The 25,567-nt window shown below is 61.2% G+C and carries 23 protein-coding genes; 14 read left to right on the forward strand and 9 right to left on the reverse strand.

Annotated elements, in window-relative coordinates; genetic code table 11:
- Positions 1 to 11 precede the first annotated feature (11 nt).
- Together AC4HNJ_RS17110 and AC4HNJ_RS17115 are read right to left on the reverse strand one after the other, a co-directional pair.
- A complete protein-coding gene (locus AC4HNJ_RS17110) occupies positions 12 to 635 on the reverse strand; it encodes a class I SAM-dependent methyltransferase (RefSeq protein WP_490480812.1) in 624 nt (207 codons plus the stop codon).
- Positions 636 to 881: 246 nt separating this feature from the next.
- A complete protein-coding gene (locus AC4HNJ_RS17115; RefSeq protein ID WP_490480813.1) occupies positions 882 to 2,273 on the reverse strand; it encodes a cytochrome C in 1,392 nt (463 codons plus the stop codon).
- A 229-nt stretch (positions 2,274 to 2,502) separates the two neighbouring features.
- On the opposite strand from AC4HNJ_RS17115, the gene AC4HNJ_RS17120 reads away from it, so the two are divergent.
- Entirely contained in the window at positions 2,503 to 2,835 is a 333-nt protein-coding gene (locus AC4HNJ_RS17120; protein WP_490480814.1) for a high-potential iron-sulfur protein, read from the forward strand.
- 307 nt (positions 2,836 to 3,142) lie between these two features.
- Positions 3,143 to 3,682 carry a cytochrome b gene (locus AC4HNJ_RS17125; protein ID WP_490480815.1) on the forward strand — a complete coding sequence of 180 codons (540 nt, stop codon included), beginning with the start codon at positions 3,143 to 3,145 and terminating at the stop codon, positions 3,680 to 3,682.
- Between the two features lie 30 nt (positions 3,683 to 3,712).
- Here the strand turns inward: AC4HNJ_RS17125 and AC4HNJ_RS17130 are convergent, their stop codons facing one another.
- Complete coding sequence (locus tag AC4HNJ_RS17130) at positions 3,713 to 5,095, reverse strand: sensor histidine kinase (protein WP_490480816.1); 1,383 nt, start codon at positions 5,093 to 5,095, stop codon at positions 3,713 to 3,715.
- A gap of 32 nt (positions 5,096 to 5,127) precedes the next feature.
- Entirely contained in the window at positions 5,128 to 5,907 is a 780-nt protein-coding gene (locus tag AC4HNJ_RS17135; RefSeq protein ID WP_490480817.1) for a response regulator transcription factor, read from the reverse strand.
- Positions 5,908 to 6,189: 282 nt separating this feature from the next.
- Here AC4HNJ_RS17135 and AC4HNJ_RS17140 point away from each other — a divergent pair, with 282 nt between their 5' ends.
- The 3 genes from AC4HNJ_RS17140 to asnB all read left to right on the forward strand — a co-directional run bounded on the left by AC4HNJ_RS17140 (position 6,190) and on the right by asnB (position 11,126).
- Positions 6,190 to 7,302 carry a glycosyltransferase family 9 protein gene (locus AC4HNJ_RS17140; RefSeq protein ID WP_490480818.1) on the forward strand — a complete coding sequence of 371 codons (1,113 nt, stop codon included), beginning with the start codon at positions 6,190 to 6,192 and terminating at the stop codon, positions 7,300 to 7,302.
- 162 nt (positions 7,303 to 7,464) lie between these two features.
- Positions 7,465 to 8,991, forward strand: coding sequence for an ArnT family glycosyltransferase (locus AC4HNJ_RS17145; protein WP_490480819.1), 1,527 nt, complete (start codon positions 7,465 to 7,467; stop codon positions 8,989 to 8,991).
- A gap of 227 nt (positions 8,992 to 9,218) precedes the next feature.
- Positions 9,219 to 11,126 carry an asparagine synthase (glutamine-hydrolyzing) gene (gene asnB / locus AC4HNJ_RS17150; protein WP_490480820.1) on the forward strand — a complete coding sequence of 636 codons (1,908 nt, stop codon included), beginning with the start codon at positions 9,219 to 9,221 and terminating at the stop codon, positions 11,124 to 11,126.
- Between the two features lie 91 nt (positions 11,127 to 11,217).
- Here asnB and AC4HNJ_RS17155 read toward each other — a convergent pair whose 3' ends face one another.
- Both AC4HNJ_RS17155 and AC4HNJ_RS17160 read right to left on the reverse strand, forming a co-directional pair.
- Entirely contained in the window at positions 11,218 to 12,102 is an 885-nt protein-coding gene (locus tag AC4HNJ_RS17155; protein ID WP_490480821.1) for a universal stress protein, read from the reverse strand.
- 32 nt (positions 12,103 to 12,134) lie between these two features.
- The gene (locus AC4HNJ_RS17160; protein ID WP_490480822.1) at positions 12,135 to 12,704 is read right to left on the reverse strand and encodes a GNAT family N-acetyltransferase; all 570 of its coding nucleotides are present in this window, start codon (positions 12,702 to 12,704) and stop codon (positions 12,135 to 12,137) included.
- Between the two features lie 200 nt (positions 12,705 to 12,904).
- On the opposite strand from AC4HNJ_RS17160, the gene AC4HNJ_RS17165 reads away from it, so the two are divergent.
- On the forward strand, positions 12,905 to 13,708 hold the full coding sequence (locus tag AC4HNJ_RS17165; RefSeq protein ID WP_490480823.1) for a universal stress protein: 804 nt from the start codon (positions 12,905 to 12,907) through the stop codon (positions 13,706 to 13,708).
- Positions 13,709 to 13,877: 169 nt separating this feature from the next.
- On the opposite strand, the gene AC4HNJ_RS17170 is transcribed toward AC4HNJ_RS17165, so the two are convergent.
- Positions 13,878 to 14,333 (reverse strand): CBS domain-containing protein, encoded by a 456-nt coding sequence (locus AC4HNJ_RS17170; RefSeq protein WP_490480824.1) that lies wholly within the window; start codon positions 14,331 to 14,333, stop codon positions 13,878 to 13,880.
- Positions 14,334 to 14,532: 199 nt separating this feature from the next.
- Between AC4HNJ_RS17170 and AC4HNJ_RS17175 the strand changes: the two genes are divergently transcribed.
- Positions 14,533 to 15,267, forward strand: coding sequence for a Crp/Fnr family transcriptional regulator (locus AC4HNJ_RS17175; RefSeq protein WP_490480825.1), 735 nt, complete (start codon positions 14,533 to 14,535; stop codon positions 15,265 to 15,267).
- 64 nt (positions 15,268 to 15,331) lie between these two features.
- On the opposite strand, the gene AC4HNJ_RS17180 is transcribed toward AC4HNJ_RS17175, so the two are convergent.
- Positions 15,332 to 17,365 (reverse strand): PAS domain S-box protein, encoded by a 2,034-nt coding sequence (locus AC4HNJ_RS17180; RefSeq protein WP_490480826.1) that lies wholly within the window; start codon positions 17,363 to 17,365, stop codon positions 15,332 to 15,334.
- A gap of 8 nt (positions 17,366 to 17,373) precedes the next feature.
- Positions 17,374 to 18,129: a response regulator gene (locus AC4HNJ_RS17185; protein WP_490480827.1), complete on the reverse strand. Its 756-nt coding sequence runs from the start codon at positions 18,127 to 18,129 to the stop codon at positions 17,374 to 17,376.
- A 142-nt stretch (positions 18,130 to 18,271) separates the two neighbouring features.
- On the opposite strand from AC4HNJ_RS17185, the gene AC4HNJ_RS17190 reads away from it, so the two are divergent.
- The 7 genes from AC4HNJ_RS17190 to AC4HNJ_RS17220 all read left to right on the forward strand — a co-directional run bounded on the left by AC4HNJ_RS17190 (position 18,272) and on the right by AC4HNJ_RS17220 (position 25,565).
- On the forward strand, positions 18,272 to 18,967 hold the full coding sequence (locus AC4HNJ_RS17190) for an ABC transporter ATP-binding protein (protein ID WP_490480828.1): 696 nt from the start codon (positions 18,272 to 18,274) through the stop codon (positions 18,965 to 18,967).
- Positions 18,964 to 20,049 (forward strand): HlyD family secretion protein, encoded by a 1,086-nt coding sequence (locus tag AC4HNJ_RS17195; RefSeq protein ID WP_490480829.1) that lies wholly within the window; start codon positions 18,964 to 18,966, stop codon positions 20,047 to 20,049. Before AC4HNJ_RS17190 ends, AC4HNJ_RS17195 begins: the two co-directional genes overlap by 4 nt.
- Positions 20,027 to 21,541, forward strand: a complete 1,515-nt coding sequence (locus tag AC4HNJ_RS17200; protein WP_490480830.1) for an efflux transporter outer membrane subunit — start codon at positions 20,027 to 20,029, stop codon at positions 21,539 to 21,541. Before AC4HNJ_RS17195 ends, AC4HNJ_RS17200 begins: the two co-directional genes overlap by 23 nt.
- A complete protein-coding gene (locus AC4HNJ_RS17205) occupies positions 21,538 to 22,680 on the forward strand; it encodes an ABC transporter permease (protein ID WP_490480831.1) in 1,143 nt (380 codons plus the stop codon). Before AC4HNJ_RS17200 ends, AC4HNJ_RS17205 begins: the two co-directional genes overlap by 4 nt.
- A gap of 282 nt (positions 22,681 to 22,962) precedes the next feature.
- The gene (locus tag AC4HNJ_RS17210) at positions 22,963 to 23,406 is read left to right on the forward strand and encodes a phasin family protein (protein WP_490480832.1); all 444 of its coding nucleotides are present in this window, start codon (positions 22,963 to 22,965) and stop codon (positions 23,404 to 23,406) included.
- Positions 23,396 to 24,142: an acetoacetyl-CoA reductase gene (phbB, locus tag AC4HNJ_RS17215; protein ID WP_490480833.1), complete on the forward strand. Its 747-nt coding sequence runs from the start codon at positions 23,396 to 23,398 to the stop codon at positions 24,140 to 24,142. The genes AC4HNJ_RS17210 and phbB overlap by 11 nt, the downstream gene beginning before the upstream one ends.
- Positions 24,143 to 24,146: 4 nt before the next feature.
- On the forward strand, positions 24,147 to 25,565 hold the full coding sequence (locus AC4HNJ_RS17220; RefSeq protein WP_490480834.1) for a bifunctional enoyl-CoA hydratase/phosphate acetyltransferase: 1,419 nt from the start codon (positions 24,147 to 24,149) through the stop codon (positions 25,563 to 25,565).
- The last annotated feature ends 2 nt before the right edge of the window (positions 25,566 to 25,567 follow it).

The following is a 25,567-nucleotide window of genomic DNA, read 5'->3' on the forward strand; positions in this document are numbered from 1 at the left end:
CGTTCTCCGTCTCATTTGCCACGCCGACGCAGGCGCAAATAGGTAAAAGACTGAGCGGATCCCCATGGAGTCAGGTGCAGCTCGCGTGCCTCAGTCATGCGTTCAAAATCGGGGCCAAATAGTGTGCACAGCGTATCGGCCTGATAGCGCACGACATCCAGCCCGCTGCAGCGTGCAGGTCCATCCTGCGCAAAGGCCGCAACGATCACCGTGCCGCCGGGAGCTACGCTGCGCCGCACGCTAGCAACGTAGGCGGCGCGCGCTGCATCCTCTGTAAGGAAATGCAGCACGGCGCGATCATGCCAGAGCGCATACGTACGATCCGGTTGAAAGCGCGTCACTTCTTGTGTGACCCAATGCACCTGCCGGGCCCGCACTGGCCCGAGGCGTGTCTGTGCCTGCGCCATGCCGTGCGGAGAAATATCCAGCACCGTCACATCGGTGTAGCCCTGGTCGAGCAAATGATCGACCAATGTAGATGCGCCACCGCCCACATCAATCAGGGGTGCATCCCGCGGCACCTGGCTATCGGCGATGAACGACAGTGATCTTTCAGGGCAGGCCTGAAACCAGCTTACGGTGTCGTAAGCTTTGCTCTGGTAGACGTCATCCCAGTGGCGGGCGGTATCGGTCATGGCCGTTGCGCAAACGGGGTGAGAAGGGACCGCTGAATGGCATCCGAGGTAGCGGGCCTGGAATGAGGTTCAGCAGGATCTTTGCCGGACTGCCGCCATGATCCTACTGCAACGCTTAGCCTTTTCTTACAGAGGGTTCGGTAGGGGCGGTGCAAGCAGCCATGCGCCCTCGCGGCGCATGGCTATGGCTGGATAGGGGCGGTTGGCTTCCACGCCGCGGCGCGCACCGGCCATCAGGGGCGTGACTCAAAACGCCATCCACGCGTAGAAATACAGCGTGTCGTTGTCCGATGCATTTCTGCCTGCGCCATCGATGTTGTGTACCAGCCCACTGAAGCGCGTATACCAGGTGTACTGCAGACCGAACCGCACGTTCGCATAGGGTTGTGCCCATGAGCTGGCTTGCCCGAACGGATTCCAGTTCAGCTCGACCACGCCGCCGTCGGTATTGGGACTGCCATTGTTGCCGTAGAGCAGCAGATCTTTGCTGCCGTCATTGGTGAAACCACCCAGCGTGACCCCCCAGGTGTTCTTGTACCAATAGCTGGCATTGACGTTGAGGGCATGCAAGTTGTCGTGCAGGTTAGAGGAGCCGCCGCTCCCGTAGGTGGCGTCCAGTGTCTGCTGCTCGGTGAGGAATAGCGCGTTGGCGGTAATGATGTGGTCGCCGCCGTTGATGAACTGATAGCTTGCGTCCGCGCCGATGTCGCGGAATGTATCGGTAGGTCCGCCGAGGGCCACCGCATTGCCGGCAGCATTGGTGCCTGCCAGGCCGCGTGCGGTGTCGAACAGAAAGCCACCGACTTCGACATTTCCGGTCGGCAGGTTCCAGGTGTAGGCCACGCGTGCATACGGCGATACGCCGGACAGGCGCCCGCTGAAATCAGCATTGACGTCGCGCAGGAACGCCGGTGAAAGCGAACGATACACGCCGGTTTCCACATACCAGGCATTGTTGAACTGCGTATAGGCGTTGACGCCGATCACCTGTTGGGCAAGACCCCCCATCAGAATGGGTGCTGCTGGCGCACCGGGCGCCAGATCAGGCGAGGCATAAGGAAATTGCCAGGCTGGCGATGTGTTGAAGACGTCGGTCACGCTGGGATTGTTGTTGACGGAGATACCCCACAGTGCGGGATGCCCGGCAAGCGTGAACGAGCGCGCGTAACGCAGATCGCTGTTGTCCCACCCGAGCAGGCCACCATTCTGCGAATAGGTGGCTTGTGCCAGCACGCCAAGGTGATCGGTAATGCGCCCCGCCAGAAACAGCGAAGCTTGCTGCAGTTCCGTGTTGTCATTGGTCGAGAAACCGTTTGCCGGCGGCGATGTCTGTGCTTTCGCCGTATGTGTGTACGACTCGATCAGCATCAGCGAGAGCGGCACCTTGGTGTCATTGCCGACTTTCAGGGTATAGCCGAGCAGTTTGAACTGACGCCCAAATGCCGTGAGCTGCGGCCCGAAGCCGCCGATGTGGCAAGCGCTGCACGGTTGATGCGTTTGTCGCGCAAAAGCAGGCACCGCACGGCTCTGCTCGGGAAAGAGCAGGAGCATGATTGCAAGAACGCCGATAACGAACGCCAGCACGGCGCTTAGCCAGGATCCGTGCAGCGTGCGCTTGCATGTAATGTCGATATCCATCGTATTTCCCCCTCGCCTGCTGATTCCATCGGAGTGATTGGCGGCCTCCCCGTGTGGCGGAACCAGGCCGCATCGGCCACGCAGCGAGCGAGGGACAGACTGCACTGCTTGTGAGGAATTCGTTTGATCCAAATCAAATAATGGATGGGTGAAAGCCGTACGGTAGTCGCATCAAAGCGCACGCCAGCGCGGCGGCGTTCATCAAGACCTGACAGAGAAGGAGAGCGTCATGACATATTGCGACGAGCAGGACCCATCACGTCGCCGGTTTCTCACGTGGACTGCGGTGACGGCAGTGACAGCTTGCCTGGGTGGCTTTTCGGTACGTGCACGCGCCTCCGATCTGCCGCACCTGACAACGACAGATCCCACGGCCAAGGCCATGGACTATGTCGAAGACGCGAACACATCGAAGAACGGTCTGTACAAGCCGGGAAGCAGCTGTGCAAATTGCCAGTTCTATGCCGGCCCGGAGGCGGGCTATGGTCCTTGCCAGCTGTTCCCGGGCAAAGCAGTCAATGCGAAAGGCTGGTGCACTTCGTTTACGTCGAAGAAATCCTGACGGCGTTATCGCATCAAATGGGTGCTTCCAGGATTGCCTTGATGGTCCATCTGCCGCTGGCATCGTTCACGCAGAATGCAGGTGTGTCACTACAAAGGATTTGCACGCGGGATGGCAGATATGTGAGGTCAACGTCGTTGCTTGGTTGAAGTATCAAGGATCGTGGTCGAAAGACAGCGAAAACTTTACGCGTTGCTAAGCCAGTTCGAAGTTTACAGCCCATGCGTTGGTGCTGACGGTCTCCAGCTAAGCTGCTGCAAAGTGGTCGTATGGCAGTCTTGCTCGCTTGAAAACCAAGGACGCCGCTATGCATCAAGCTGGGAAATCGCCCGTACGTTACGATCGTGCCGCAATCAGCCTGCACTGGATAAGCGTGCTATTGATTGCACTGGCTTATCTGGCGATTGAGCTGCGGGGGCCGCACGGTGATCCGTATCGCAACTTCTGGATGAATACGCATGCCTGGGCGGGCACGCTGCTTTGGTGCGTTTCCGTCATCAGGCTGGGATGGCGTCTGCGCCACCGCGCTCCCGATCCATTGCCGGGACATGCAGTGATGGTGTGGCTGAGCCAATTCGTGCATGCGGCGCTGTATGTGTTCGTGCTGGTGCAGCCCATGCTCGGCATGCTTGCTTATAACTTTGGCGGCCATGTGCTCACGCTGCCAGGAACGGGCGGGTCATTTTCGCTGGTGGCGCCGAACCGTACCCTCGGACACCGTATTGAGGATATTCACGCGCTTATCGGCAATGTCTTCTATGGCGTTATCGGTGTGCATGCCGCCGCTGCGCTGCTGCATCACTTCGTCTATCGGGACGACACACTGCGTCGCATGAGCTGGCGTTGAGTGATGCGAAGCCGCGCACACCACCCCCCATCAGGAACGGATGCTCACTTGCAGATCCTGACCTTGCAACGACAGTTCCAGGCGCAGTGACTGCGCATGCGCGGCGGACGCGGCGAGCGCCAGTCCCAGGCCGGTGTGCACGCCGGCATCCTTGCCCTTGCGCCAGAACCGCTGCTTCATGCGTGCAAGGTCTTGCACGGTAAGATCCGGCGCCTGGTTCGTAACGGACCAGATCTGTGGCGAACACCGAAGGATAACCGTGCTGCCGGATGGAGCATACGCAAATGCATTGCTCAGCAGATTACCGAATACGACATCCAGCAACGTCACGTCGGCGATCCAGCTGATGCCAGGGTCGATATCGGCATGCAGCACCAATTTTCGTTCCGCCATGCGGTACTGCTGCCGTCCGATCACTTTATAAGTGAGGGCGGTGACATCGACCGGCTGCAGAGTGATCTGCTCGATACCTGCCTCGATACGCGTAAGCATCAGCAGCGCCGTGACGATGTGCTCCAATTCCAGACCGATATCGCCTATCTCGGCGAGCAAGGTTGCGATGTCGCGCCCGCCGGGAAAACGCTGTTCCACCTCGATTGCCGTACGCAGTTCAGCCAGGGGAGTGCGTAGTTCATGCGCAACGCCGCTGGCGAACTGTCGTTCACGCAGCAGGCCTTGCTCCATGCGCGACAACACTTCATTGAATCGCGTGCTGAGCGGAGCGAGCTCGCGAATAGGGGTTCTCTGCAGTCGCATGCTTGGTGTATCCGGCCCGATCTTGTCCATGGCATCAGCCAGTCCGGAGAGGGGGCGCAAGCCGCGCATCACCAGCCATGGGGTCAGCACGGCGACCACCAGGAAGCCGAGCACCACGCATCCGAATTCAATCTTGTCCATGGAGCGCTGGAAGTCGAGTACCTCGCTGCGGTCCACGGCCAGGCCAAGCAAACAGGCCGACGCGGTAGCTACCGGACGTTCGACGGGGTCCTGAGTCAAACCCTGGCTGAAATGGGACTCCGGCGAAAACCGCATCGCCACGGCGCGCAGGTCCAGGCCTTGCCGGTCGGCGATATCGGCAAAGGCGACGGATTGCCCGTGCGGGAGTTTCGGCCAGGCGAGCGTTGATGCTTCGTTGGACGACACCACATGTTCGCCGCGACAGTCGATATGAAAGTACACCGTGCCGTCATCCGACAGGAACGACGGAATCCGGTAAGAAGGAAAATGAAGCGATCGCGCTTTGCTTTCGGTGGTGAAAATATCGGCGAGCGCCTGGGCGCGTTCGAACAGGTTGGTATCTGCGCGTTGCGCTACTTCGTTGTCGACCCGTTCGTCGATGATCAGTGTGGCGGTACCAAGCACAAGCACGATTGCGGCGATCAGCAGCAGGGTGATGCGAAACCGCAGTGACATACCCTTTTCCGTCTTGCCTATGCGCATGGCCGTCAGTTCTTCGGGATCAGATAACCAAAGCCGCGCCGCGTCTGCACCAAATCGCCTTGCCCGGCTTGTTCGAGCTTGCGCCGCAGGCCGAAGACGAGTACTTCCACACTGCGATCGGACACTTGCGATTCACTGCCGGCCAGGCGATCGAGAATTTCGCTGCGCGAAAACGTCCTGCCGCGATGCCGCATCAGCAATTCGAGCAACGCGAACTCCCTTGGCGTCAGCGACAGCAGATGGTCATTCACATGGACGGCTCGCGTCACAGGATCAAGGCAAAGTGAACCGATCATCAATTGCGGTAGCTGCGCATCCTTCGAGCGCCGTGCCAATGCATGCAGTCGCGCTAACAGTTCATCGAACGAAAAGGGCTTGACCATGTAATCGTCAGCGCCTCGATTGAGCGCGTCGACGCGGTCGGAAGTCTGGTCGCGTGCCGACAATACCAGCACACGTGGGCGCAGGGCGCGTCCCTGGAGGTGGCGGAGTACAGACAAGCCGTCGATGCCGGGCAGCCCCAGATCCAGGATAACGAGATCGTATTCGTAAGTATCCAGATGCTGAGTGGCGACGCTGCCATTTGCAGCGACATCCACGGTGAATCCTGCCGATTTCAGGCCACGCTCCAACGAGTCGCGCAGACGTGCGGAGTCTTCCACGATAAGAACGTTCAGAGCAGTTCCCCTCTTGCCTGGATGGAGCGGCACGCCGCGTGTGGGCGGTTCGACCGTGCTCATCACGACAAGTGCCGAATACGCTTCAAAACTTTTGCCCGCAGCCATGACTATTCATGAGTTCGTGCAGGAAAGATCTCTTCTTGCGCGATCACTCTTTTAGCGGAAGTCGTCATGCAGGTACGGTTACCTGAAAGAATAATGCACGAAAAACGGCGTTTTTCATCGGATTACAAACTTGTAACGTCCTGGTAAGAGTGAGCTAAGTTTGTGCATCCACACTTGCTGGCATGCGCCGCCAAGGATGTGCTGCCGGGTGATGTGAAGGGATTGCATGCCTCTCGCTCACCCGAATCGCCATTACGCAGTCCAATCCCGTCAGGTGTTTTCTTGAACCTTGCTATCGCCGCCCTTCATTCCGACGGCGTTCCGCGGAATGGGATCTACCGTATCCTGATTTGCCGGCCGAATCATCGGCTGGGCAATATGCTGTTGATGACGCCGCTCATTACTGAACTGGAGCGTCTGTATAAAGGGGCGGAAATCGACATTGTCGCGGAAGGTTCGCTGGCGGCGGATATCTTTGCCACGTTCTTCAGCGTCAAAAACGTTTATGGCTTGCCGCGTCGCGGCTTTAAGCGCCCGATTCGCTTCCTGTCGTTGATCTTTCGTATTCGCAAGACGAATTACGACCTGATCATCGATCCTTGCATGGGCTCCGGTTTCAGTCGTGCACTCACCAGAGTATTCAAGGGTCGCTACAAGCTCGGTTATGCCTATCCGCGGGCGCAAGGCTTGACGCACGCCGTGCCGGCGTCCAAGGCGCCGGCACACATGGCAAAGCGGCCGGTGGCGTTGGTCAGGCATGGCTTGCCTCCGGCGATGCAGGCGCATGCGGCGTTTCCCGTCATGGATATCCGCCTGACCGAAGCTGAGCGTTTATGCGGAAAGGCTCTCGTAAGGGAGTTATTCGCCGAGGCGCCGCAACGCGGCTCCCACACCATCGGTATTTTCGCTGACGCCACCGGCCGCAAACGTTATTCACCGGAATGGTGGACGGCATTCATCGGCAGCTTGCGCGAGCGCGCACCCCATTGCGACATCATGGAAATTGTACCGATGCATGGTCGGTCAATGCTCGGCGCGCAATGGCCAAGCTATTACTCCAGCAGCATTCGCCGCATGAGCGCGGTGATGGCCGCGATCGATCTGATGATCAGTGCCGATTGTGGCGTGATGCATCTTGCCGTTGCATCGCAGGTGCCTACTGTCGGCATGTTTTCGGTGACCGACGCGAACATCTATGGGCCGTTGGGAACCCGCAACAGCCCGTTGCTGACGCATGACATCTCGGCGGCTGACGCCGCATTGCGTATCGCCGACGCATTTCCCGATGTATGTGGGGCGACGCAGGCACCGGTCAAGCAGCAACGCTCTGCCGATGCGACCGCCGCGCGCACTCCGCAGCATGCCGGGCTGCCAGGTGATCCGGGATTCTGCTGAAGTGAGGCCAGGATCGGCTGTGCAAAGCGGGCAAGCGAAAGCCAGCACACTCTTGCCGCGGCGCGCAAGTGGATTGCGCTGTGCAGCGGGTGTGTAGATCATCGCCCTCCATGCATGCCCGGCTTCTCTCATCCAGGGCGCGTTTCTTCTCCGGGATTCCACATGCTTCATGACCGTATCAAGCAGAGCCGCTTGCGGCCCGACTCCCCATTGGCAACACGCTGGTCTTTGCTTGCCCTGATCCTCTTCGGGCTGATCCTCGGCTTCGCCTTCCAGGGTTCGCGTGGCTTATGGAGTCCGGACGAGGGGCGCTATACGGTGGCGGCGCTGCAAATGCTGGATTCGGGCAACTATCTGGCACCCGCCTACAGCCCGGACGAGGTCAACTTCTCCAAGCCGCCGACCACGTATTGGATCATTGCGGCATCTTTCAAAGTTTTTGGCCGCAATACCTGGGCGGCGCGTATTCCGTATGGCCTGGCGTTCCTGCTGACATTGCTGGCGCTGTATGCGATGGGCAAGCGGTTGATGCCGGAAAAGGCGTGGCTTCCCGCGCTGATCTACGGTTGCTCGCTCGCTCCGTTCGTCGCCGGCAACATCATCAGTACGGATGCCTTCCTCACATTGTGCGAAGCCATTGCGATGCTGGGTTTCCTATGTGCGGCGTTCGATGAAAACGAACGGCACCGCCGCCGCTTCGTGCTGTTGATGTGGCTGGGCTGGGGACTGGCTTTTCTCACCAAGGGGCCACCGGGGCTGATTCCGCTATTGGCCGTGATCCCCTTTATCGTCAGCCGCGATGGCTGGCGCGGACTGGGCCGTTATGTCCCCTGGCTGGGCATTCTGCTGTTCCTGCTCATCGGCGGCTCCTGGTACATCGTGGTCATCGCGCGTTATCCCGGCTTGCTGCACTACTTCCTCCATCAGGAGGTCTACAACCGCCTGTTCACGGCAGCCCAGCATCGCAATGCCGGTTTTTTCGGTTGGATCAGAATCTATGTACCGACTCTATTGCTGGGCACCTTGCCCTGGTGGCCCAGCCTAGGGCGTAGCTTGCGCAACTGCGCCTCGGCGGATCAGTGGAAGGCGTGGAAAAACGATCACGCCGTCGAATGGTTCCTGGTGCTGTGGTTTCTCGTTCCATTCGTGGTGTTCTGCCTGGCGCAGTCGCGCCTGCCGTTGTATTTGCTGCCGCTGTTCCTGCCGCTGTCGTTATGGCTGGCGTTTGACTTGCGCAGCCGGATCGACCTCAGCAAACCCGGGCAGCGGTTGGCCCTGGCGGCGTGGATCGTGACGCTGCTGATACTGAAAGGGGCCATCGCCTATGGCTGGCATACCTCGCGCGACAATCGCCTGGCGGCGCGGGAACTGAGCGCGATCACCCAGCCAGAGGCTTATCAGGCGGTGATCTTTGTCGAGAGCACCGCGCTGGATTACACCATCGAAGAGGCCACGCCCTGGGGGCTGCGCCTTTATCTGGGCAAGCCGGTCTACGGCATCCCCTGGCTTGCTCCCAAGGGTGCGGACGCCCTTTGCCATGCGCTGCGCACTGCCGGGTCGTCGCTGGTCGTGATCAGCCCCTATATCAAAGCGGAGACGCTGGCGCCTGTCTTGAGCCGATGTTCCGCCCAGCGGGTCGTCAAGTTGGGGACATGGCGGCACAATACGCTGGAGCAGGTCCAGATCTGAGTCAGGTCCGGACTCCCAGGATGCTGATTCCCGCACGCCGCCCCGGCAGCGTGCGCTCCGTCATGCGCCGCGACCGGCCGGTCCGGTTCGCATGCTGCCGACACGACAGGCCGACCGTCCTCCTTGCCTGACCGCCACGGCGTCGGCACACGGACGAGATGGCCGGTCGTGCCTGCCAGTAAAATGGATGGAATGCGTCCTCATCCCTACCGGAAGGTTGTGCCTAGATGTGTGGAATTTGCGGTCTCTTGAGTCGGGATGCAGGTCATCCGCTTCCCCACCTGGAGCAAACATCGAGACAGATGCTGCGGGCACTCGCGCATCGGGGACCGCACGGCGATGCATTCGTATCGCGTCCCAACCTGGCCATCGCGACCAATCGCCTGGCCATTCGCGGGGTGGATCAGCATCAGCCGCCGCTGCTCGAATACGAAGCCGGCGTGGTCGTCGCCTGTAACGGCGAGATCGACAATCACCGCGAATTACGCCGTTCCCTCGCCGAAGCCGGGCACGAGATCGTGCATAGCACGGATATCGCCGTACTCGCGCCGCTGTATCTCGAGAAAGGCCTGGATTTTCTGCAGCACGTGCAGGGCGTGTTTGCGCTGGCGCTATGGGATGAACGCCACCAGCGCTTGATCCTGGCGCGCGACCGCGCGGGCGAACGTCACCTTTACTACGCGGTGATGGGCCAGAACGTCTACTTCGCCTCGGAGCTTGCCGCGCTGGTCAAGGCCTGCAAGCCCGATCTGCAGCTTGATGCCGCCGCTCTCGCCGGCTACCTGCGTTCGGGCTATTGCGCGGCGCCGGGCAGTCTTCTGCAACACATCCATAAGGTTTGCCCTGGCGAAATGATCGTGGTCGAGCCGGGCGGCATACGTCATCTGCGTTACTGGGATTTTCCGCAAGCGAAAGCGACGTCCACACCGTCGATCGCATCTTTCGATCCTGTTTTTCGCGAGGCGGTGCGGCGGCAGAGCGACATCGACGTCGACTACGGCGTCTTGCTCAGTGGCGGCATCGATTCCGCGTTGATGACCGCAGTGGCCCGCCGTGTGCGGCCGGAGAAAAAACTTTCCGCGTACTGCATCCGTTTTTCCGAAGCGTCGTTCGATGAGGGGCATGACGCTGCGCAACTTGCCCGCGATCTCGGTTGCGATTTCGTGCAGGTCAATGTGTCGGCCCAGGATTTCCCAGGCATGCTGCGCCGCCTGGTCGAAAGCACCGGCGAGCCGCTGGCCGATCCGGCGTGGATTCCGCTTTCGCTGGTCACCCAGCGTGCCTCGCAGGATGTACGCACGCTGCTTGCCGGCGAAGGTGCGGATGAATTGTTCGGCGGCTATCCCACCTATCTGGGCGCTCGCTGGGCCAGTCACTACGCCCATCTGCCCCCTGCGGTGAAAGGCTTGTGTCAGCGCCTGATCGAGGCGCTGCCGACCAGCGACAAGAAGGTCACGCTCTCGTTTCTGTTGAAGCGTTTCATCCGCGGGCAGGAGCTCGACGGCCTGGCGCGTCACCTGCTGTGGACGGCAAGCATTCCACCGGCCTGGCTGAGCCGCCTTGGGGTGCCGTCGCCGCTGGATGACACCGCGCACGATGCCTCACGCCTGATCGATACCATCCAGCGTTACGATTTCGGGCACTCGCTGCCGGATGCGCTGATGGCCAAGGCCGATCGCGGCGGCATGTTGCACGGCGTGGAAATCCGCGCGCCGTTCCTCGATCAGGCGGTGATCGAATTCGCGGCAACGTTGCCGGTGGAAGCGCGCGTGAAGGGATTCACCACCAAAGTGTTTCTCAAGCAATACGCCATGCAATATCTGCCCAAGGCCGTGATTACGCGACGCAAACGCGGTCTATCGGTGCCGCTCGCATCCTGGCTGCGCGGACCGCTGCAGGAATGGGCGCACGATCATCTTTCCGGCAGCGCGCTCGCCGAAGCGGGCATCGATACCCGGGCCGCCATGGATCTGTTCGCCGAACATCAGGCACGCAGCAGCGACCACGCCCGTGCGATCTGGACGCTTATCGTGCTGAGTGAGTGGCTACGCTGGTTGCATGCCGAACGGTCCACCTCGGTTTCAAAGCATGCCGATATGGCGGATGTTTCCGTAGGGTCCTTATTGGGTTTGTAAAGCACCGCCGTCGGCAGCGGATGCGAAGAAGGATGTGTGCCTGCGCGTACGGCGAAGCGGCCGGCCGACCATCCGCCGCTATCACCCCTATTCAGTGCTGCATGAATAACGGCATGTCAGCGTGCGCCAGCACATGGCGCGTGGCGCCGCCCAAGACACGCTCGCGAATGCGCGAATGCCCATACGCGCCCATCACCAGCAGATCGGCGCGTATGTCACGGGCTTTCTGCAATAACGCACCGCCAGCTTCCTCGGCCGTCACGCGGATGTAATGCGGCCGGGCGGCAACGCCATGGTGCATGAGGTACACGATCGGATCCGGTTCCGTCACGCCGACCTGATTATCGTAAGGCGTATGGATTTCGCCGTTGATCAGTACCACTTCGCGGGCGAGCTGGATCAGCGGCAGCGCACTGTGCAAGGCGTGGGTGGCTTCAAATGTGCCGTTCCACGCTATCACGATCCGATCGAACTTCAGTGCTTCGTCCCAGTGCGGCGGCAGGATGATGCAGGGGATGCGGCAACTGAGCATGGCTTCGCCCAGCACATCGAACACATGTGCTTCGTTCACCATGTCACGTTCAAGTATGGCCAGATCATGCCATGCGCCCAGCTTGCGCAGCGTAGGTGCAATGGCTGTGCGGGTGACGGTCCACGCGGCATGGTGCGCGCCGCGATGTTTGGCAAAGGTCTGGAAAGCGACGGCGTCGTCGATGTTTTCCTTCTCCACTTCGGCAAGCAGGCTCATGACCGTGGGGTCAGCATCATACGGGCGTTGTTCGCGCAAGCCGCTCGGCACGTAGCAGCCGGTGACATTGCCACGCCAGCCGGCGGCCAGCTCGATCGCAGCGAGCAAGGCAGGGCTCCACGGGCCGGTAGAGGTTCCAAGCCCAAGCACGTCGTGAAAACGCTGCGTGGAACGCGCGTCGTGTGGTGCGCGGGAAACGGATACATCGTGCGATTCGTCGGCAAGCATGAGCGTTCTCCTGCAAATAGCCGTCGCCTATGTCACAGCGCCAGCGAATAGATCATCGTCTTGGGATCTTCGGGGTGCGGCTCGATCTTGAATCCAAGGAAATGCGCCAGCTCGCGCATGCCCTCATTGCTTACGTCATCCATCGAGAACATCCGGGTGAATTTTTGCTTGCGCGCCATATCGATCAGGTGCTGCATAAGCAGCACGGCGAGCCCACGGTGACGCCAGTCATCCGCCACCGTGACAGCACATTCACACTGCTTGCCGTCTTTGCTTGCCGAATAACGGCTGATGCCGACCTCGCGCAGATGTCCGTTATCGTGCGCCAAGGCCACAAAGGCCATGTCATGGACGTAATCCACATGCATCAGCTGATCGATTAACGCCTTGCTCGGCTCCTTGAAATCGCCGAGAAAGCGAAAGCGCCTGGCTTCGGGAGAGAGGCTGCGAATAAATGCTTCTTCCAAAGCCCGGTCGCTGGCGCGGAGCGGACGAACCAGCACGCGCGTACCGTCGCGCAGGGATTCGATCCAATGATCGCCTTCCAATGCGGTGACGGAAAAAGTGTCGGAAACGGGCGGTTGCTTGGTGGTCGGAGTCATGACGTGGACCTCGCAGGAATGGGCAATGTCGCAGGACGTGACGCATGTTTTAGCCACCTACGCCCCGGCGCCACTTGACCGCGATCAACTCCAACGGGAATCGCCATCGCCTGTCGATCGACATCATCTCGATTGATGCAGATCAATGCGGTGCGCAGAGAGGTACACGATCATGTTGCATAACCCTCAAGGTGACGCTTATGTTCGAGCTGCTCGTGAACGTCGAGAACATGCGCGATGACGATTCCGCCGTGCAGATGGGCATGGCGCTCGCAAGCCGGCACCACGCGTTCCTGACCGGACTTCATATCGTCGAGGTGGTGCCGTCGACGTTGGCGATCCCCGACGTCGTGCAGGTGTTGGAAAGCGAAGAGAAGGAAGCGAAGGAGCGTGAGGCGTGGTGGACGGAAATACGCAGCAGGCATGCTGTCGAGGGTGTATGGGAAGTCATCCGCGGTATCTATGTGCCGACGCTAGCGCGCCGCTCATGCATGGCTGACGTGACCGTGAGTCGCCTACCCAGCCGGGAGGATGGTCTGCCCGTAGGCATGGATGACATCACGCGTGTGCTGTTTTCATCGGCGTCGCCGATGTTGTTGGTGCCGCCTAAACGGGAAGTGCCACACCGGTTGGAACGCATCCTGGTGGCCTGGAACAGTACGCAGGAATCGATGCGCGCTTTGCGCGCGGCGTTGCCCTTTCTCCGCGAAGCGGAAATGGTGTGCCTCGTCGACGGTTCGCGCGACGAACTGCCCGGTCTCGCGCCACCGCCGTTGCCGGTCCGCGACTGGCTGAAACGACAGGGTGTCAGCCTGCAAACGGCACGCGACTTTCCTGCTTCCGCACATGTCGGTGAAGCCTTGCTCGGCCATGCCTATGCGATGCATGCAAACCTGTTGGTGATGGGCGCATGGGGACACTCGCGCATCGGCGAGCTGCTTCTGGGTGGTACGACGCGTCATGTGCTTGAGTACGCGCGGTTGCCAGTATTGCTTGCGCATTAGCCGGGCTGAATGCTTTCAACATTGACGCCCGCTCTTGCTCGCAAGAGCGGGCAGGGGCGAAGCCATCGCGTATGGAACGCAAACGGTGCAGGAAAACGGCTGCAACGCCCGCCTGGTCCGAAAGCACTCCCGGGCGTGCATGCGAGAAAGCGAATACACGAAAGATGCCTTACCGATCGATTGCCCGCTCGCCGGTCAGCGCCTGCGAGACCCGATGCATCAACTCGGCCAGCGCCGCCACGACATCATCCAGGCAGACGATGCCGGCAAGCTGCCCTTCGTCGTCGACGATCGGCACGCGTCGCACATGGCTGCCGAGCATGATGCTGATCAGTTCGTCGACAGTGGCATCGGCGCGGCAGGTGGCCAACGGCAGCGACTGAATGTCGCGCAAGGTTTTCTCCTGACCGTCGGTGTCGACCGTGTTGTCGGTTATCTGGCCGAGCAGGCGAATGGTGAGATCGCGGTCGGTCACGATGCCGGTAGGTACGGTGCCCGCTACGGTATTTTTCACCACCACCACGCAGCCCACATCATGCTGGCGCATGGTCGAGGCTGCCTCGTGGATGCCGCACAGTTCGTTCAACTGGATGACGCGGGATGTCCCGATATCGGCAGCGCGCATGACGATCTCCCATCGTGAAGACGCCGCCAATGCTAGGCAGCACCGGCACCTGCAAGCTTGACGCGCATCAAGCCCGGCGTACGCATCGGGCCGCCGTTACAAACCGTTACAAACGGTTGCCGGCGCGAACTACTGGCGTTACGCGCCACCCGTAGAGTGAACCCTGCAGTCGACGGAGGCTGCGTCTCGGGGAACGAACATGACAGCGCTAGCATCCGCCGTCCGCGCCGCACCTACCGCCAAGCCCTATGCTTCACTGGCACTGGCCCACACCGACGGCATGGGCATCGACATCGAAGCACTGCGCCAGCACGTCCCGGTACGCCGCTGCAAGCACGCCGCCGGCCAGGGTATTTACCACGCCGGCCAGCCGTTCCAGGCGATCTACCTGGTCCATGCCGGTTCGTACAAGACCTGCGAGCTGGCCGACGATGGTCGCGAGCAAGTCACCGGCTTCCGCATGCGCGGCGATCTGATCGGCGTAGAGTCGATCGGCCTGAAAACCTATTCCAGCGACGTAATTGCGCTGGAAGACAGCGAAGCCTGGGAACTTCCTTATCCGGCCGTCCTGCGCGCCTGCCTGCATCTGCCTGAACTGCAGTCGCACTTCACCGCCGCGCTGGCCGCGGAAATCCGTTGCGACCGGTCATGGATGCTGATGCTGGGGACCCTGGCCGCCGAGCGCCGCGTCGCCGCGTTTCTGCTTGACGTTGCCGCGCGGTACGCGCGGATGGGCTATAGCGCCAAGCATTTCATCTTGCGCATGAGCCGCATCGACATGGCCAGCTTCCTGGCCTTGAAACATGAAACGGTGAGCCGCGCTTTATCGCGACTGCATGACATGAACTACATCACCGTGCAGCGTCGTGAAGTGCAAGTGCTGAACGTGGAGGGCCTGCGCGCGATGGCAGGTTCCGGCGCGACGGTGAATTGAAACGTCGAGCGACGCAGGGCAAGCGGCGGGATAGCTGATATACCCCACGTTCCGCATAGCGGCGTCAGGATGAATCCCGGTCAAGCACGCGCCGGATCGAAATGCCCAGCTGCTCGCGCCGATAGGGCTTGCGCAGCAACTCAAACGTGCCGAAGGCGGACGTATCGATATCCAGCGAGGCGTATTCATAGCCCGACGTGAAGAGCACCGGCAGATGCGGATAGTGCTCACGCGCCTCGGCTGCCAATTCGAAGCCGGTCATGTCGTCGCCCAGGACGACGTCCGAAAACAGCAGATCGATGTTCGGATGCTGCGACAAGCATTCGAGTGCGGCTTTTCCGTTCGCCGCTTCGAACGGCACGTAGCCAAGCGAACGCAGGAATGCCACGGCCACACGCCGCACCTCCGCCTCGTCCTCCACCACCAGCACGGTTTCATGGCCTTTGCGTGAGATGGTTGCCGCCATCTCGTCATTGGCGGCATGGGCGGCGACAGGCAGGTATAACTCCACGCGCGTGCCGCGTCCTTCCTGGCTGTCGATATTCAGGTGGCCGCCGGATTGCTTCACAAAGCCGTAGACCATGCTGAGCCCGAGTCCGCTTCCCTTGCCCGGTCCCTTGGTGGAGAAAAAGGGTTCCAGCACATGAGCCAGCGTTTCCGGACGCATTCCCACGCCGGTATCCGATACGACAAAGACAACGTAGGCGCCCGGCGCGAGCCGGGCATCGCTGTTGCTGCTTGTTGCCTGATAAGGACGTGCCGTGATGGACAGGCGTCCGCCGCGCGGCATGGCGTCACGCGCATTCAGCGCAAGATTGATCAGCGCGGCTTCCAGCTCGCCCGGATCTGCAAAAACAGAGGGCACGTCGTTGGAGCATTCCGCCGTCACGGTGATGCGCTCGCCGAGCGTGCGCCCGAGCATGTCACTCAAATCCGCCAGCAGTTGCACCGAGCGTACCGCGCGCGGCAGCAGATGCTGGCGCCGCGAAAACGCCAGCAGTTTGCGAGTAAGCGCAGCACCGCGATCGACCGCGCGCGACGCGCTTTCCAGCGTTTCGCGGGTCGCGGGATCGCGTGGTGTTTCAGCCTCCAGCAATTGCAGGTTGCCGGAGATCACCGTGAGCAGATTGTTGAAATCGTGCGCGATGCCACCGGTAAGCTGGCCCAGCGCATCCAGGCGCTGCGCATGCGCGAGCTGTTCTTCGCTACGCCCGCGCTGAATGGATGCCGCCAGGATATTGGCGACCGATTGCAGGAATTGCAGCCGGTCCCGATCGAAGTTGCCGCGCTCGTGTGAAAGCGCAAGCAACAAGCCCATCGGCCCACGCCGGTCCGGCAGTGGCACGATGGCAGCATCGTCAAAGCCATCCGCCAAGCCTGGGCAGGCTTCGCGCAGGCCGCTGATCGCCATTCCCTGCAGCGGCGCCTGCACATCGGCCTCGGCAACCGCGTGGGGCGTCATGGCTTGCAAACTGGCGCGGGTCGACAAACAGTCGAGCATATCCTCGGACAGGCCGACCGATGCGGGAACGTGCAGGCCGGTCGCGTGATGCGGATCGATCAGTACGATCGCCGCCGCGGGAATGCCAAGCGTGAAAGTCACCAGGTCCGGTATCTCGCGGATGGCTTTTTCGTCATGCGTGGCTTCCAGCAGACGCCGGCTGATCTGCGCCACCGCTGCGTCGAAGCGCGCGCGCTCCAGGGCTTGCCGTGCGCGCTGTGTTTCGGAGATATCGCGAATCGAAGCGGCGTAAAGCGTGCCGACGGAGGCCGCGACCGGGCTGAGACCGATTTCTACCGGAAACGATTGCCCGTCTGCGCGCACGCCGGTCAGCTCGTAACCGGCACCCATCGGGCGCACGCGTGGATTGGACATGTAGTTCGTGCGGTGCGAGATATGCGCCTGCCGTACTGCTTCGGGCAGCAAGGCTTCCACCGGCATGCCGGTCAGCATGCCTTCGCCGTAGCCGAACAGGCGTTCCGCATGGGCGTTTGCCAATACGATCACGCCGCGCAGATCCACCACGATCATCGCATCGGGCGCGGTTTCGAACAGCGACCGGAACAGGCTGGCATCCGGTGCGTGCTTGGACAACATGTCGCCGCTCATACGCGTTGCACCTGCGGAGAGAAAAGATAGCCAGTGCCGCGGATCGACTTGATGCGCAGGGGTTGCGCAGGGTCGATTTCAATCTTGCGCCGCAGACGCCCGATCTGCACATCGATGGAACGATCGAACGGTCCGGCGTCGCGGCCGTGGATATGCGTCATCAACTGATCGCGGGTCAGCACCTGATTGGCGTGCTCCACCAGCACGCGCAGCAGCGCGAACTCGCCGCTGGTCAGCGCAATCGGTTCGCCCTGTGGACCTTGCAAGCTGTGCGAGGGCAGATCGAGCACATAACCATCGAAGGCAAATCGCCGGGACGGTTCGGATGGCGAAGGCGGCGTCTTGCCCGTTGGCACAGTACGGCGCAGCACGCTGCGTACGCGCGCCAGCAGTTCACGCAGGTCGAACGGCTTGGTGACGTAATCGTCTGCACCGAGTTCCAGTCCGACGACGCGATCCACCGATTCGCCGCGACCGGTGACGATGATGACCGGCCCATGCCAGTGCTCACGCAGGTGCCGGGTCAAGCTGAAACCATCCTCGCCGGGGAGCCCAAGGTCGAGCATGACCACGTTGATCGTCTCCGTGGCGAGGATGCGCCGCATCTCGATGCCATCGCCGGCAACGCTGACGCGGAAACCATGCGAACTGAAATAACGGTGGAGGATTCGGGCGATCTCGGCATCGTCGTCGACCACCAGCAGGTGCATCGGCTGGGTCGGCGGTGGCACAGAGCCCGGTGAGATAGCCATTAAGAAACCTCGTCCCCCGAATACGCGCATCCAGCAAACCTGGAAAGCATACGACAGCGTAGGGTGCCTTGCAGCAGATGGCGTGACGATTTAATTGATTTTTCTCAATCGCAGTGGCGCGACGGCTCTCTAGAGTCGGCGCATGGAAAACGTCGCCATCCAAGCAACTGATCTGACGAAATCGTTCGGCCAGGGCGACACCGCTACCTTGGCCGTGCGCGGTGCCTCGTTCGAAGCTCGCTATGGCGAAATGCTCCTTATCGTGGGGCCGTCCGGCAGTGGCAAAACGACGCTGCTCAGCATGATCTCCGGCATCCTGCGTCCCACCTCGGGCACGGTCATGGTCAAGGGCGCGAATCTCTGGGACATGAAAGCCGATGCGTTGGCCGATTTTCGATTGCGGACGATTGGTTTCGTTTTTCAGGACTATCACCTGTTTCCGCGCCTGACCACGGCCGAGAACGTCGCCATTCCGCTGGTGCTGCGCCGGGAGGCCTGGGATGAGGCCGTGGTCAAAGGCGAACAGGCGCTCGACATCGTCGGCCTGAAGAATCGCGCGAGCCTGCCACCGGTCAAGCTCAGTGGCGGTGAGCAACAACGCGTGGCGATTGCGCGTGCTTTGGTCGGCAATCCCGAATTGCTGATTTTCGACGAGCCCACGGCCTCGCTGGATGGCGATACCGGGCGCATGATCGTGCAGTTCGTGCGCGAACACGTGCTCAATGCCCAGCGCTGCATCCTGATCGTGACGCATGACGCGCGTATCTTCGAGTTCGCCGATCGCATCATGCACATGGAAGACGGGCGCGTGACCGACAACGCGAAGGCCGCCGCATGAAAAACCAGATCATTTTCGGCGTGGCGGCCCTGGGCGTGGTATTCGCCGTGATCAGCGCCTACCTCTACGGCATGCAGAAGCCGCCGCTTCCGCCGGTCTTCAATCCGCCGACCAATCCGTATGCAGGCGGCATCTACACGAACGGCATCGTGGAAAGCTTTCAGGGTAGCGGCGAGAACATTGCCATCTATCCGGATGTGTCAGGCCGCATCACACGCATTTATGCCCACGAAGGCGATCGCGTGACGGCCGGGCAACCGCTGGTGCTGGTCGACGACTCGGTGCAGCAGGCAGTGACGGCGCAGCAAAAGCACCAGGCCGAGGCCGCGTTTGCACAGTTGCAGGAGTTGCGTGCCGAACCGCGCAAGGAAACCCTGGATGTTGCCGCTGCACAGGTGAGGCAAGGAGAAGCCGCCGTACAAACCGCCAGCGACGCGTACGAGAAACAGCAGCACTCGTTCCGTATCGATCCGCGTTCGGTCAGCAAGGATGCCCTGGATAGCGCGCGCGACGCGCTGCAAGTGGCGCGTGCCAGCCTGGATTATGCGCGACGGCAATATGCGCTGACCAAGGCCGGCGCATGGGTGTACGACATCCACAATCAGGAAGCGCAATACAACGCGCTCGACCAGGCCTATCAATCCTCTTACGCGCTGCTGCAGAAGTTCACGCTGCGCGCACCGGCCGATGGCATCGTGCTCGCCATCAATGCGGCTTCGGGCAGCTATGTCTCGGCGCAAGGTACCTACGACGCTTATACGCAGGGCTACGATCCGGTCGTGGTCATGGGCGAGTCCCAGGGTTATCTGTCGGTGCGCTGCTTCATCGACGAGATCCTCGTTGGGCGCCTGCCTCCCGCCACTCGCATGCGCGCCGAGATGTCGCTGCGCGGCTCCAGCGTAAAAATTCCACTCGAATTCGTGCGTATCCAGCCCTATGTCACGCCAAAGATCGAATTGTCCGATCAGCGGCTTGAACGGGTGGACCTGCGCGTGCTGCCGGTGATCTTCCGTTTCAAGAAGCCGGCCGGCGTCGCCATCTATCCGGGGCAGCAGGTCGATGTCTACGTGGGCACGAAATAGCATCGCTGCCGCCGTGGCGGTGACGGCGCTGGCTGCATGCGCGGTGGGTCCGGATTTTCATCCTCCCGCCGCACCACCTGCAGCGCGTTACCTGCCAAAAAACGACTTGCCCGGCTATCTCAGCGCGATCGGGCAGACCCAGCATGTCGCCTTCGGCAGTGAACCGGACGCTGCGTGGTGGCATCGCTTCGGCTCGCCTGCGATCGATGCATTGGTGGCGGAAGCGGCGGCAGGCAATCCGAGCTTGCAGGCGGCACAGGCCAGCTTGCGTGAAAGCCAGGCCAGCCTGCGCGCAGGGCAGGGGATTTTCTTCCCCCAAGTGAGCGGCGGTGTCGATGCCGCACGCCAGCGTGTTTCGCCCGCGACCCTGGGTGCCCGCGGCCTCAGTGGCATAGGTGGCATTTTCAATGTCTTCACACTGAGCACGACCGTCAGCTATGTGCTGGATGCCTTTGGCGGCGAACGACGTACCGTCGAGGGCCTGCGCGCCCAAGTGGATGTGCAGCGCTACACCATGCAGGGCGCTTACCTCAGCTTGACCGGCAACGTCGTCAATACCGCCTTGGCACGACAAGCGTATGCAGACGAGATCGACATCGTGCATCAACTGATCTCGTTGCAGACACAGCAGCTTGACTTGGTGGATGCGCGCATACGCGGCGGATCGGAAGCGTATGCCGACCGCTTGAGCCTGAGCAGCGCGCGCGCGTCCGATATCGCGTTGCTGGCATCGCTGGCATTGAAGCGCGATCAAGCCGACCACCTGCTGCATACCTTGCTGGGCAAAACACCCGGCGAAACACGACTGCCGGACATAACGTTCGTCAGCCTGCACCTGCCCGCGAGCTTGCCGGTCAGCCTGCCTTCCGATCTGGTGCGCCAGCGCCCGGATATCCTGGTAGCGGAAGCACAGCTGCATCAGGCCAGCGCGGCTATCGGCGTAGCGACCGCTGCCTTGTTTCCGAGCATTACGCTTGGCGGCGACTATGGTGCCGCCGCCAACACCACCGGTGCCCTGGGCCAGGACAAGAATCGCTTCTGGAGCACCGACGCCAGCATTCAGTCACCCCTATTCCAGGGCGGTTCGCGCTGGTTCAATCGCAAGGCGTCGATCGAGGCGTACAAGGCGGCGCTGGCCAGTTACCACGGCGTGGTGCTGTCCGCATTCCAGCAGGTCGCCGATGTGCTCAAGGCGCTGCAGCACGATGCCGAGGCGCTGCAAGCCAACGATGAAGCGCGCCGCGACGCCAGCGAAGCCCTGCATCTGATACAGGCCAACTACGCCGCCGGTCTGGCCAATTACGTCGATGTACTGACCGCGGATGCGCAATACCGGCAATCCGAGATCGCCTATGTGCAGGCTTTGGTGCAGCGCTATCAGGACACCGTCGCGCTGTATGTGGCGGTGGGCGGCGGCTGGTGGCGCGAGCCCAACGGAGACAGCGCATCGCCCGTCGCCGAGCGGCCGGTGCAGGCGGAGCGACGTCCATGAGTTACGCGGGCATTCTCAAGCTGGCCTACAAGCTGTTGGTGAATGATCGCGGCAAATTTTCCGCGCTACTGCTCGGCATTACCTTCGCCGTATTCCTGATGGTACAGATGACCTCGCTATTTGCGGGCGTGCTCGCGCGCTCGGCTTCCACCGTCACCAATGTCGGCGCGACGCTATGGATCATGGATCCTGCCGTGCAGACCGTAGCCAGCAGCATTCCCATGCCGGATTATTTATTGGATGCAGTGCGCAGCATGCGTGGCGTGCGCTATGCCGTGCCGCTTTACTCGGGCGGCGCGCAGGTCAAATTGAAGGACGGTACATACCAGGCCGTGACCGTGATGGGGCTGGACGATACCAGCCTGCTCGGCCGGCCTCCCCTGGAAAAAGGCGACATCCAGGACATCTACGCGGAGAACGCCTTCATCGTGGTGGACGATGCCGAGTACGGCAAGCTGGAAAATCCGGCCATCGGCACCGAGTTCGAGCTTAATGACCATCGCGGGGTGATCGTGGGCATTGCCAAGGTCAATGCTTTCGGGCTGTTTGGCATCCCCACGCTCTACACCACCTACCAGCGCGCCATCGAATACATCCCCAATCCGCGTTTCACGACCTCCTACATTCTGGCTGAACCGACCGACCTTGCCGCGATTCCCTCGATCAAGCGAGAGGTTGCGGCCCTGGGTTATCGCGCGGAAACCCAGGATGAGTTCAAGCAGCGCATCGCCAGCTTCTACAAGTACCAGACTGGCATCGGCACCAACATCATGCTGATGACGATCATCAGCTTCATTGTCGGCTTGTCGATCTCCGCGCAGACCTTCTACACCTTCGTGCTGGAAAACCTGGATAAATTCGGCGCGCTGAAGGCGATCGGCGCCAAGAGCTACGAATTGACCTACATGATCCTGTTCCAGGTCACTTTCACCGGCCTCACCGGCTATGGCCTGGGCACTGGCTTATGTGCGTTGATGATCAGCGTGGCGCGTGTCCGTCTGCCGGATTACGCCGCGCAGATCACCATGACCAATCTCGGGCTGGCGTTGATCATGGTGATCCTCATCGCCGCCGTATCCGGCTACATCAGCATCCGCAAAGTGCTTCGCGTGGAGCCGTTCGACATCTTTCGCGGCTAGGTGCTCAGTCCCGGCATTTGCGCGGCACCCCGCCCGCGTTCTGCTTGACCTGCGTCAACGCGTCGGCTGGCCGGCCGTGACAACGTGAAGCTCTGGCCGTCGGAGTGTTTTTGTCAGCCCGTGACTTTCCCGCTGCCGTCATCGATCAGCTTGCGTGGCAGCGCCGGGGTACGACGGTCTGGAGAAGTGATTTGCCTGCGCAGCCGTTTGCGCGGGCCCGGCATCACGTCGATGAGGGCGTGATGATTCGCCGCAAGGACACGCATGCATGAGGAAACCGTTATGACCATCCAATCCGATCTTCCCTTCGAGTTGTACAAAGCCAATCTGCAATTTGCCCTGCGGACCAACAAGCTACTGAAAGAGTGCGGCCAGCGCTGGCTCGATGCCTGCGAGCACGCGGTCGACGAGAGCGTGTCCGAAACGCAGCAGGAGATCGACAAGCTGTCGCTCGGCGATGACTGGCAGTCGCTGGCGGCGATTCCTGGCGACACCGTGCTGCGGCTGCTGCAGCAACGCGTGGGCGACACCCAATTGGCTGCGCAAGCAGCTGTCACCAATCAGACCAAATTCCTGACGGGTTTGCAGGATGCATTCCTGCTGTGGCAGCGCGAAACCAGCAAAGCCATGGGTGGCCTGGAAAACACGAAGCCGTTTAATGTGATGCTCGGCGACTTCTTCAAACTGTTCAATAACAGTGGGACGGGACCCAGTCATGGCCAATGAGCGCGTCGCCTTGGTGACGGGTGGCATGGGCGGCATCGGCGCAGCGATTGCCAGGGCTTTGCATGACGCGAACCATAGCGTGCTCGTCACGCATTCGCCCTGCAACCATCACGTCGAGGCGTGGCTGCAGGAACAGCAGGAGCAAGGCTATCGCTTCAACGCCTATGCGGCGGATGTCGCCGACTTTTCATCCTGCGAGCGGATGGCCGACGCCATCGCCAAGGACGGCTACCAGGTCGACGTGCTGATCAACAACGCCGGCATCACGCGTGACACGCGACTGGTGAAGATGAGCCGGGATGACTGGGAAGTGGTCTTGCATACCAACCTCGACTCCATGTTCAACATCACCAGGCAATTCTGCGACGGCATGATTCAGCGTGGCTGGGGACGCATCGTCAATATCAGTTCGATCAATGGCACCAAGGGCCAGTTCGGGCAGTGCAATTACTCGGCGAGCAAGGCGGGTGTTCATGGCTTTACCGAATCGTTGGCGCTCGAAGTGGCGCGCCACGGCATCACGGTGAACACCGTATCCCCCGGCTACATCGATACGCACATGCTGGCGGCCGTGCCCAAGGAAGTGCTGGCGTCGAAGATCATTCCGCTCATTCCAGTGGGGCGCCTGGGGCATCCGGATGAAGTCGCCGCACTGGTGGCTTTCATCTGCAGCGATGCCGCGGCGTACATGACCGGCAGCAACGTCGCCATGAATGGCGGCCAGCATATGTATTGAACGCATGAACGACACAACCCCCCGCGCGCAGACCGTCTGCATCGAGAACCACACCTTCGACGACATCGCTGTCGGCGATAGCGCGCGCATGCAGCGCACGCTGACGGATCGGGATGTGGAACTATTTTCGGCGTTATCCGGATCCGCCGATCTGCTGGATGCCGCTCCCGGCGACACTGTGCCCGATCACCAACTGGCCATGCATGGCATGTGGAGCAGTTCCCTGATCGCCACCGTGCTTGCCACCCAGCTACCGGGACCGGGCACCATCTATCTCGCTCAGGATCTGCACTTTCATGCGCCAGTGAATGTGGGCGACACGGTGGAAGTGATCGTCACGGCGGTCGAGAAGGATCCACGCCGGCATCGCATTAGCTTCCACTGCTGCGCACGCAATCAGTATGGCGTGGACGTGGTGCTTGGCACGGCCACGGTGCAGGCGTCGACCGAAAAAATCCGCTGCCAGCCCATGGACGTGCCGGATATTCGCATTGCCGACCATCACCGGTTCAAGGCCTTGTTCGCGCGGGTGAAAGGCAAGCCGGCCATCCCTGCAGCCATCGCGCATCCCTGCGATGAGAATGCGATAGCGGGAGCCGTCGAAGCTGCAAGAGCAGGTCTGATCGAGCCGATATTTGTCGGGCCGTCCGCCAAGATCAAGGCAGCGGCCGAGCGCGCCGGCGTCGATATCACGGCGTACCGGGTCATCGATGCGCCGCACAGCCATGCGGCCGCTGCTCAAGCCGTCGCGCTGATCAAGCAAGGCGACGCCCAGCTGCTGATGAAAGGGTCGCTGCATACCGACGAACTGATGCATGCCGTACTGGCCGAAGATGGCCTGCGCACGGATCGAAGGCTGAGCCACGTATACCTGATGGACGTACCGGACTACGCGCGGTGGCTGCTGGTGACCGATGCCGCCATCCATATCGCGCCGACCTTGTCGGAAAAACGCGACATCATCCAGAACGCGATCGATCTCGCCCATGTCCTCGGCATTGGCGTACCGAAAGTAGCGGTGCTCTCGGCAGTGGAAACCGTCAATCCAGCGATCCCTTCCACCGTGGACGCCGCAGCCTTATGCAAGATGGCCGAACGCGGACAGATCACCGGTGGCATCGTGGATGGACCGCTGGCTTTCGATAATGCCGTCAGCGTGCTTGCCGCGCGTGAGAAGGGTATTGCGTCAGACGTGGCCGGTATCGCCGACATCCTGGTCGTGCCGGACCTGGAATCGGGCAACATGCTCGCCAAGCAGCTGACCTTTCTCGGCGGCGCCGATGCAGCCGGCGTGGTGATGGGTGCGCAGGTGCCGATCATCCTCACCAGCCGTGCCGATACACCGCGCGTGCGGTTGGCATCCTGCGCCGTCGGCGTATTGCTGGCGCAGGTTGCCCATGCCCCATTGGCGAAGGGGGCCTGAGC

Source organism: Dyella sp. SYSU CM1112, assembly GCF_058216415.1.